This window comes from Thalassobacter sp. 16PALIMAR09, from assembly GCF_000765485.1.
Lineage (GTDB): Bacteria > Pseudomonadota > Alphaproteobacteria > Rhodobacterales > Rhodobacteraceae > Thalassobacter > Thalassobacter stenotrophicus.
In genome coordinates, this window is sequence record NZ_JHAK01000021.1 from 1 (window position 1) to 6,800 (window position 6,800).

Here is a 6,800-nt window from a genome sequence, read left to right on the forward strand (position 1 = left end):
CTGTTGGATTTCAAACACGAAGACGATGCCGTAGGCGTGAAGTATTCCTGTTACGATGGTGAATACGGAAAGTGGGAAAAGCTCCAGAAACACACAAGGGATCCCGAAGGATCCCCTGAGGCGGTCGGCGTATAGCCTGACCCCGTGGCAGTGCCATGCCAGACGTCATACCCGGATCCTATGAAAAGGCAAGAATTTTCTTGTCAGCCTCCAAGCCAAGCAACGCCCTTCCCCGTATGGGTCTTTTAACAATTACAGTGACTTGTCGGCCACAACACAAGGATTGAAGCCGAATAGCCGCATCTTCATCCCAGCCGATTTTGCAAGGTCGCTATCTGCGCATTGCTGATCTTTTGGCTTCGCGCAGCGAATGACCGGTCTCCGCCGATTCTGTGGAAAAACAGCGTGCTGCTGGCGCAGAATTTAGGGTCTTGAATAGCGGTCGAGTGCCTTTCCTGTCATGCTTTGCACCTTTGCTGCGGTGCAGGAAAGATCTTAGCCAGTTTGCGGAGGTTTTGGGCGGTTGCAGCGAGGAGGAATTCGTCATTTGCGCCACATGGGCCACGTAATCGCAATCTTACCAGTCCAAGGATGCGCTTGAGATGCGCGAAGAGCATCTCGACTTTCTTCCGCAACCGCATTGAGATCGCATATTGCTTGGTTTTGGCGATGTCGCGAGCGACCTGACGGGCGTCTTCATGTTCTTCGCGGGTGATCTTGCGGGCATCAGCTTTTGGACAGCACTTCATCTTCGATGGGCAGGCTTGGCAGGTGTGTTTCAGGGCCTGATACTTGGCTACACCTTTGCCAGTGGGGCCACGGTTCGGGTCTGAGTAGTTGCGGCGGAACTGCTTGAGCGGCTCACCCTCTGGGCAGACATATTGGTTGTTCTTGGCGTCCCATTCGAAGTCGGTGCGAGACCAAGTGCCGTCGGTGCGTCCCGCTTTATCCAGAACAGGAATGTGGGGTTTGATATCGCGATCAACGAGCCATCCAAGCATGGGTCCTGATCCATAGGCGCTGTCAGCAATCAATCGTTCGGGATCCAAGTCATGCCGGTCCTTGATCCGGTCCAACATAGTGCGCACAGACCCGACTTCAGCCTGCCGGATCGATCTTGTGCCTTCGACGTCAACGATGACGCTGTGGTCGGTGTCGATCAGATAGTTGGTAGAATAGGCAAAGAATGCTGGCCCTTTACGTGCTGCGGTCCACTGGCTTGAGGGATCAGAGTGAGATGTGAACTTGGGTTCTACCTCCGATGCTGCACCAAAAGCGGCATCGTCTAAAACATCTAAATATTCCTTCACAGCACGGGGCGCATCGTTTGGATCAATGGCGCTGTGATCCCAATCTTCTTTTGGGGTGGAGTTCTGTTTGTTCGCATCAGCCTCAATTAAGCTGGCATCTGCGGCAAGGCGCTGGCCGCTCACCAAACCATCCGCAATGCAACGCGCGACGGTCTTCTCAAATAGATGCCGCAGCAAAGCGCTCTCACGGAAACGCCCGTGCCGGTTCTTTGAGAAGGTCGAATGATTGGGTATTGGATCAGACAGATCGAGGCGACAAAACCAGCGATACGCCAGGTTCAAATGCACTTCTTCGCACAATCTGCGCTCTGACCTGATACCAAAGCAATATCCCACCAAAAGCATGCGGATCAGAAGCTCAGGGTCAATCGAAGGGCGACCCGTGTGGCTGTAAAACTCAGCCAGATACTGGCGGATGTCGCTCAGATCGACAAATGGATCAATCGAGCGCAGAAGATGATCTTGCGGAACGTGGTCTTCCAGCGAGAACTCGTAAAACAACGCCGCCTGTGCTTCCTGCTTCGGTCCCATCATCGCCAAATCCCCCAATCAATAAAGGAATTGAATCAGCCTATGGCCATCCAATCAAGGGAGAGTTTTTCAAAAGAATTCGCCCCTTCACCACGCATAATCCCAACCACGCCCTAACTTGACATCACCCCATCAAATAGCCGAATTATTCGGAACATAAAGTGAACAATCGGAGAGTCGTGAATGCCCGTTGTCCCGATTAAAGCCCCTATTGCGACAAACAGCAGCATCGTCCCAGTTCAGTTGGCGCGCGTCAGCGCTGGTTTCCCCTCCCCCGCCGGCGATAATCTGGAGGATGAAATCGACCCCATTGCGTGGGTCGTGCGGCATCCATCGTCAACCTTTTGGTGGCGGGTGGAAGGTGACTGCCTTTGGGATGCTGGCATTCGAGATGGCGACATCATTGCAGTTGATCGCGCTGGTAAGCGGCGCCTCGGGCGTGCCGTGCTCGCTGTGGTAGACGGCACGGTGACTGCCAAGATATTGCGCAAGCGAGATGGCAGGTACTTCCTTGCGCCCGCTAACAGCCGGGAGGCCTTTCCAGAAATCGAGCTCACGGAAGACAGCGAAATCTGGGGTGTCATCGCTGGCGTTGTACGGAAATATGATCTGGCGTGACGCAACCGATCGCCATCAGCGACAGCGCCAATTTCTATGTAAGCGCAGAACGGATCTTTGACCCAAGTCTGAAGGGCGTGCCAGTGATCGTCCTGTCAAACAATGATGGCTGTGCTGTTGCACGCAGTGATGAAGCCAAGGCGCTGGGCATCAAAATGGGTGAGCCGTTACACCTGATCCGTGACAAAATCGAAGCACATGGTGTGCGTGTTTTTTCTTCCAATTACACACTCTACGGCGATATCAGCCGCCGCGTGGTCGAGGTTTACGAAGATTACACACCCAACGTCGAGATCTATTCAATCGACGAGTGTTTCCTGGATTTTGGTGGAGTCAAAGACCGGACGGCGCACGCCAAGGCTATGCGGCGGGATGTGCTGCTCCGTGTTGGCGTACCGGTGCGCGTCGGGATTGCAGCAACCAAGACGCTCGCTAAATGCGCCAACGATATCGCAAAGAAGAACCCAATTTTCACTGGCGTTCTGGATATGGCTGATCCTGCGCTGGTCGAGTGGCTGCTACCCCTCGTTCCAGTTGGTGACATTTGGGGCATTGGGCGAAAGACAGCCGCTAAACTACACGGCATCGGGGTTTGTACCGCAGCAGAGCTACGCGACCTGCCATCACGTCAAGCGCGCGCTCTGGGCACAGTCGTGCTGGAACGCACGGTCCTAGAGCTCCAAGGCGAGCCGTGCATCGCATTTGATGATGTGGAGCCTCCGCGCAAGGGCATGGCTGTCACACGATCCGCCGGGGTGCCTATGACTGACTTCGACACTGTGTTTCAAGCGATCACGGCGCACGCGACACGCGCGGCCGAGAAGCTCAGGCAACACGGGCTAGTCGCAGGAACGCTTACTGTATTTTTTCATACAAACCGACATCGCTCTGACAGGCCCCAGTACGCAGGGTCGCGCTCAACTCGCCTGACACCGATGTCATCCGATACATTTGAATTGGTCGCAGCCGCAAAACACTGCGCGCGCGCCCCCTGGCCGAAAGGTAGCGACAAGACGTACGGCTTCACCAAGGCGGGGGTTATGCTGGATGACCTTCTCCCGTTGGAAGAACGTCCGAGAACACTCTTCGATGCACCGCAAAAATCGCCTGACCTGATGGCAGCGCTTGATGCTGTTAACAGTCGGTTCGGTAAGAAAACTCTAGTGCTTGCAAGTGAGGGGATGTCGCGCTCCTGGCAGCTCCGTGCCAATCATCGCAGCCCACGTTACACGACCCGGATTTCTGATCTGCCAGTGGTGAGGTGAACGCGACTATAACACACGGGGCATATCACACCAGTAGTACGGACCCGCGTCTGGGCTAGGACATGACACTTGACAAGTTACCGATTTGGTAACATGTAGATTAAGGTTCCCAAAAGGGGAACATGATGAGGCAGCATGCGGATCCTATCGAGACGGACACTTGTTGATTACTGGACCAAGCATGCGACGGCTAAAGCCCCACTTCAGTTCTGGTACGCTGAAGTCGAGCGGGCACAATGGGAGCGCCCGCAGGACGTGAAGGACATGTTTGGTGCATCGGTGGATTTCGTTGGAGATAGCAGGATAGTGTTCGACATTGGTGGCAACAAGTTTCGGCTGGTCGCCCGCGTTGTGTACGGCCCGTACTACCGCGTGATGATCAAGTTCATTGGGACCCACGCAGAATATGACAAGATTGACGTAGCCAAGATCTAGGTAAATAGGAAAGAACACATGGAAGTCCGTGCCATTCGAACCGATGAAGATCTCGATTGGGCGCTTGCGGAAATCGAGCAATACTTCGATGCACCGCCTGCGCCTGGAACGGAAGAAGCCGACCGCTTCGACATCTTGACCGATCTCATCGAAGCCTACGAGACCCGTGAATACCCAATCGAAGCGCTCGACCCTATCGAGACGCTGAAGGTCTTCATGAACATCAAAAAGAAGAAGCAGAGCGATCTGGCAGAGCTGGTTGGCGGCAAGCCCCGCGCGTCAGAAATCATGAACCGAAAGCGTCCGTTGACCTTGCGCATGATCCAGAAGATCAACACCAGCTGGAAAATTCCTGCTGCATCACTGATCGCACCCTACCACCTCGAGGCCAACGGCGAGGGGGCCTGATCCCCCCTCCCATGGTTCCTCCCCGGCCTTTTGCGTATACGGGGGGGCTTAGCGCGCAAGTTTTCTAGCGACTTGGATTTTCACCGGGGAATCCACCTTGAAGCCAGCCGCAAGTGCACTGTAAAAATTAATGATAAATAACAGAAACTTGGACGCGTTCTGTCAATCACGAAGGTGGATTTTAGTATTTTAGTCAAGAATCCACCTAAGTCTGTTTTAGCCAAAAAAATCCAACGGGAAGCCACCCGAAAATCCACCCCCAAAAAAATGTGACTCTGATTCACATTTGGCTTTGACAATGCTGCCCCTCTTGACGTACCCCTTGATCATCGAAGAATTGTGCTCGGAGGATACCCCTCGCGGGCGCTTTCGTTTTCCTGACATTGCGATCGCGGGTGTGTCCTTAGACTAAGGACAGGCTTCAGTATGTGTCGCGCCTGCCCTAAGAGATACTCACCCCATGGATCTTGTCTTTGCGCCGCGCCAGATCGAGCTCTGGCCGATCGAGAAGCTGCGCCCTTATGCCAAGAATGCAAAGATCCATGGCGAGGCCCAGGTTGCGAAGATTGCGGCCAGCATGGCGAAGTTCGGCTGGACCGTTCCCTGCTTAGTGGCAGACGACGGCGAGTTAATCGCGGGCCATGGCCGTGTGCTGGCAGCCGGCGCGCTGGGCCTGACCGAGGCCCCGGTCATTAGGCTTGGCCATCTAGATGAAGCGGAGCGTCGCGCCTACCGCATTGCCGACAATAAGCTGACCGAGCTTGGCGAATGGGACGAGGCGATGCTGCGCGACGAGATGGCAGGGCTCTTGGCCGAAGACTTCGACCTAGATCTGCTGGGCTTCTCGGATGAGGATCTGGATGACCTGCTAAAAGATCCAGAGACGGTGGGCGATAATGGCGCGGTGGATGGCGAGGATGATGTTCCAGAGCCGCCGGCCACCCCAGTGTCAGTCGCAGGTGATCTTTGGCAGCTCGGTCCGCATCGGCTGATCTGTGGGGACAGCACCAGCGCTGACGTTGTCGGGAGATTGCTTGGCGCTGTGAAGCCGCTTCTCATGGTGACCGACCCACCCTATGGCGTTGAATACGACCCGTCCTGGCGTAACCAAGCGGGTGCCGCCAAAACCAAGCGCACAGGCAAGGTCCTGAACGACGACCGCGCTGATTGGCGCGAGGCCTGGTCACTCTTTCCCGGCGATGTGGCCTACATATGGCATGGCGCCCTGCACGCAGCGACTGTGGCCGACAGCTTGACCGCCGCGGGCTTCGCCATCCGCTCCCAGATCATCTGGGCTAAGGATCGACTGGTGCTCAGCCGCGGCGATTATCACTGGCAGCACGAGCCCTGCTGGTATGCCGTGCGCGCCAAGGGCAAAGGCCACTGGGCCGGTGATCGCAAACAGACCACGCTCTGGCAAATCGCGAACAAGGACCAAGATGCCGAAACCGTGCACGGCACGCAAAAGCCAGTCGAATGCATGCGCCGCCCAATCTTGAACAACTCGAGCCCCGGCCAGGCCGTCTATGAGCCCTTCATGGGATCCGGCACGACACTGATCGCCTCCGAGACCGCTGGGCGCATTTGCTACGGCGTCGAATTAAATCCGGTTTACGTCGACGTTGCCATAGAACGTTGGCAAGCCTTCACTGGTGAAGAGGCTGTTTTGGCAGACAGCGGGGAGAGCTTCGCAAGCCTCAAATCCAAGCGGCTGGCAGCGTGATGCAGTCGCGGCGCCAATCACTTATCGAGGCGGTCACCAACGTCGTGGTAGGCTATGCATTGGCAATCTTAACACAGATCGTGGTGTTCCCATGGTTTGGACTGCAAGTCAGCCTTGGCGACAACCTTGCGATCGGTGAACTGTTTGTGATGATCTCCTTGCTGCGCAGTTATGCGCTACGCCGGCTGTTCGAGCGATGGTTATGATGGGCTGGCTCAGGCCGCGTCCAATTTGTAAACAGTGCCGCGTTCGGGGTGTCTCTCGGACGTGATTGGTAGGCCAAGCTTTTTCTTCAGTGCGCTCGAGATTACACCTCTCGCAGTATGCGCTTGCCAAGATGTCGCCTCAACGATCTCGGTGATCGAGACACCTTCGGGGCGTTGCAGCATGTCGATCAACAGGGCCTGCTTGGTACCTTGCCGGATAGAGACCAGCCTAGGGCCTTCGCTTGCCTCTGCGGCCGCTTCTGCAGGTTTACCCGCCGGTCGGGCCTTGCGGATGTTGCTAACT

8 protein-coding genes are annotated in these 6,800 nt (G+C 55.7%); 6 read left to right on the forward strand and 2 right to left on the reverse strand.

From position 1 onward, the window contains the following. Positions 1 to 458 precede the first annotated feature (458 nt). Positions 459 to 1,844 (reverse strand): IS1182 family transposase, encoded by a 1,386-nt coding sequence (locus tag PM04_RS16895; protein ID WP_038009055.1) that lies wholly within the window; start codon positions 1,842 to 1,844, stop codon positions 459 to 461. A 180-nt stretch (positions 1,845 to 2,024) separates the two neighbouring features. Between PM04_RS16895 and PM04_RS16900 the strand changes: the two genes are divergently transcribed. The 6 genes from PM04_RS16900 to PM04_RS16925 all read left to right on the forward strand — a co-directional run bounded on the left by PM04_RS16900 (position 2,025) and on the right by PM04_RS16925 (position 6,496). Continuing rightward, positions 2,025 to 2,459 (forward strand): LexA family transcriptional regulator, encoded by a 435-nt coding sequence (locus PM04_RS16900; protein ID WP_038009056.1) that lies wholly within the window; start codon positions 2,025 to 2,027, stop codon positions 2,457 to 2,459. After that, positions 2,456 to 3,724 carry a Y-family DNA polymerase gene (locus tag PM04_RS16905; RefSeq protein WP_038009057.1) on the forward strand — a complete coding sequence of 423 codons (1,269 nt, stop codon included), beginning with the start codon at positions 2,456 to 2,458 and terminating at the stop codon, positions 3,722 to 3,724. The genes PM04_RS16900 and PM04_RS16905 overlap by 4 nt, the downstream gene beginning before the upstream one ends. Before the next feature lie 135 nt (positions 3,725 to 3,859). Then, the gene (locus PM04_RS16910) at positions 3,860 to 4,159 is read left to right on the forward strand and encodes a type II toxin-antitoxin system HigB family toxin (RefSeq protein WP_038009060.1); all 300 of its coding nucleotides are present in this window, start codon (positions 3,860 to 3,862) and stop codon (positions 4,157 to 4,159) included. An 18-nt stretch (positions 4,160 to 4,177) separates the two neighbouring features. After that, positions 4,178 to 4,567 carry a type II toxin-antitoxin system HigA family antitoxin gene (locus tag PM04_RS16915; RefSeq protein ID WP_038009061.1) on the forward strand — a complete coding sequence of 130 codons (390 nt, stop codon included), beginning with the start codon at positions 4,178 to 4,180 and terminating at the stop codon, positions 4,565 to 4,567. 460 nt (positions 4,568 to 5,027) lie between these two features. After that, positions 5,028 to 6,290: a site-specific DNA-methyltransferase gene (locus PM04_RS16920; RefSeq protein WP_038009063.1), complete on the forward strand. Its 1,263-nt coding sequence runs from the start codon at positions 5,028 to 5,030 to the stop codon at positions 6,288 to 6,290. After that, positions 6,290 to 6,496, forward strand: coding sequence for a hypothetical protein (locus tag PM04_RS16925; RefSeq protein WP_369793328.1), 207 nt, complete (start codon positions 6,290 to 6,292; stop codon positions 6,494 to 6,496). The genes PM04_RS16920 and PM04_RS16925 overlap by 1 nt, the downstream gene beginning before the upstream one ends. Before the next feature lie 9 nt (positions 6,497 to 6,505). Here PM04_RS16925 and PM04_RS16930 read toward each other — a convergent pair. After that, positions 6,506 to 6,800 (reverse strand): DUF3489 domain-containing protein (locus tag PM04_RS16930; RefSeq protein ID WP_038009066.1); only part of this gene is annotated, 295 nt, incomplete at its 5' end.

Coding starts and splice junctions, on each gene's coding strand:
- PM04_RS16895 (WP_038009055.1), bottom strand. CDS start 1,844: ATGATGGGACCGAAGCAGGAAGCACAGGCGGCGTTGTTTTACGAGTTC.
- PM04_RS16900 (WP_038009056.1), top strand. CDS start 2,025: ATGCCCGTTGTCCCGATTAAAGCCCCTATTGCGACAAACAGCAGCATC.
- PM04_RS16910 (WP_038009060.1), top strand. CDS start 3,860: ATGCGGATCCTATCGAGACGGACACTTGTTGATTACTGGACCAAGCAT.
- PM04_RS16915 (WP_038009061.1), top strand. CDS start 4,178: ATGGAAGTCCGTGCCATTCGAACCGATGAAGATCTCGATTGGGCGCTT.
- PM04_RS16920 (WP_038009063.1), top strand. CDS start 5,028: ATGGATCTTGTCTTTGCGCCGCGCCAGATCGAGCTCTGGCCGATCGAG.
- PM04_RS16925 (WP_369793328.1), top strand. CDS start 6,290: ATGCAGTCGCGGCGCCAATCACTTATCGAGGCGGTCACCAACGTCGTG.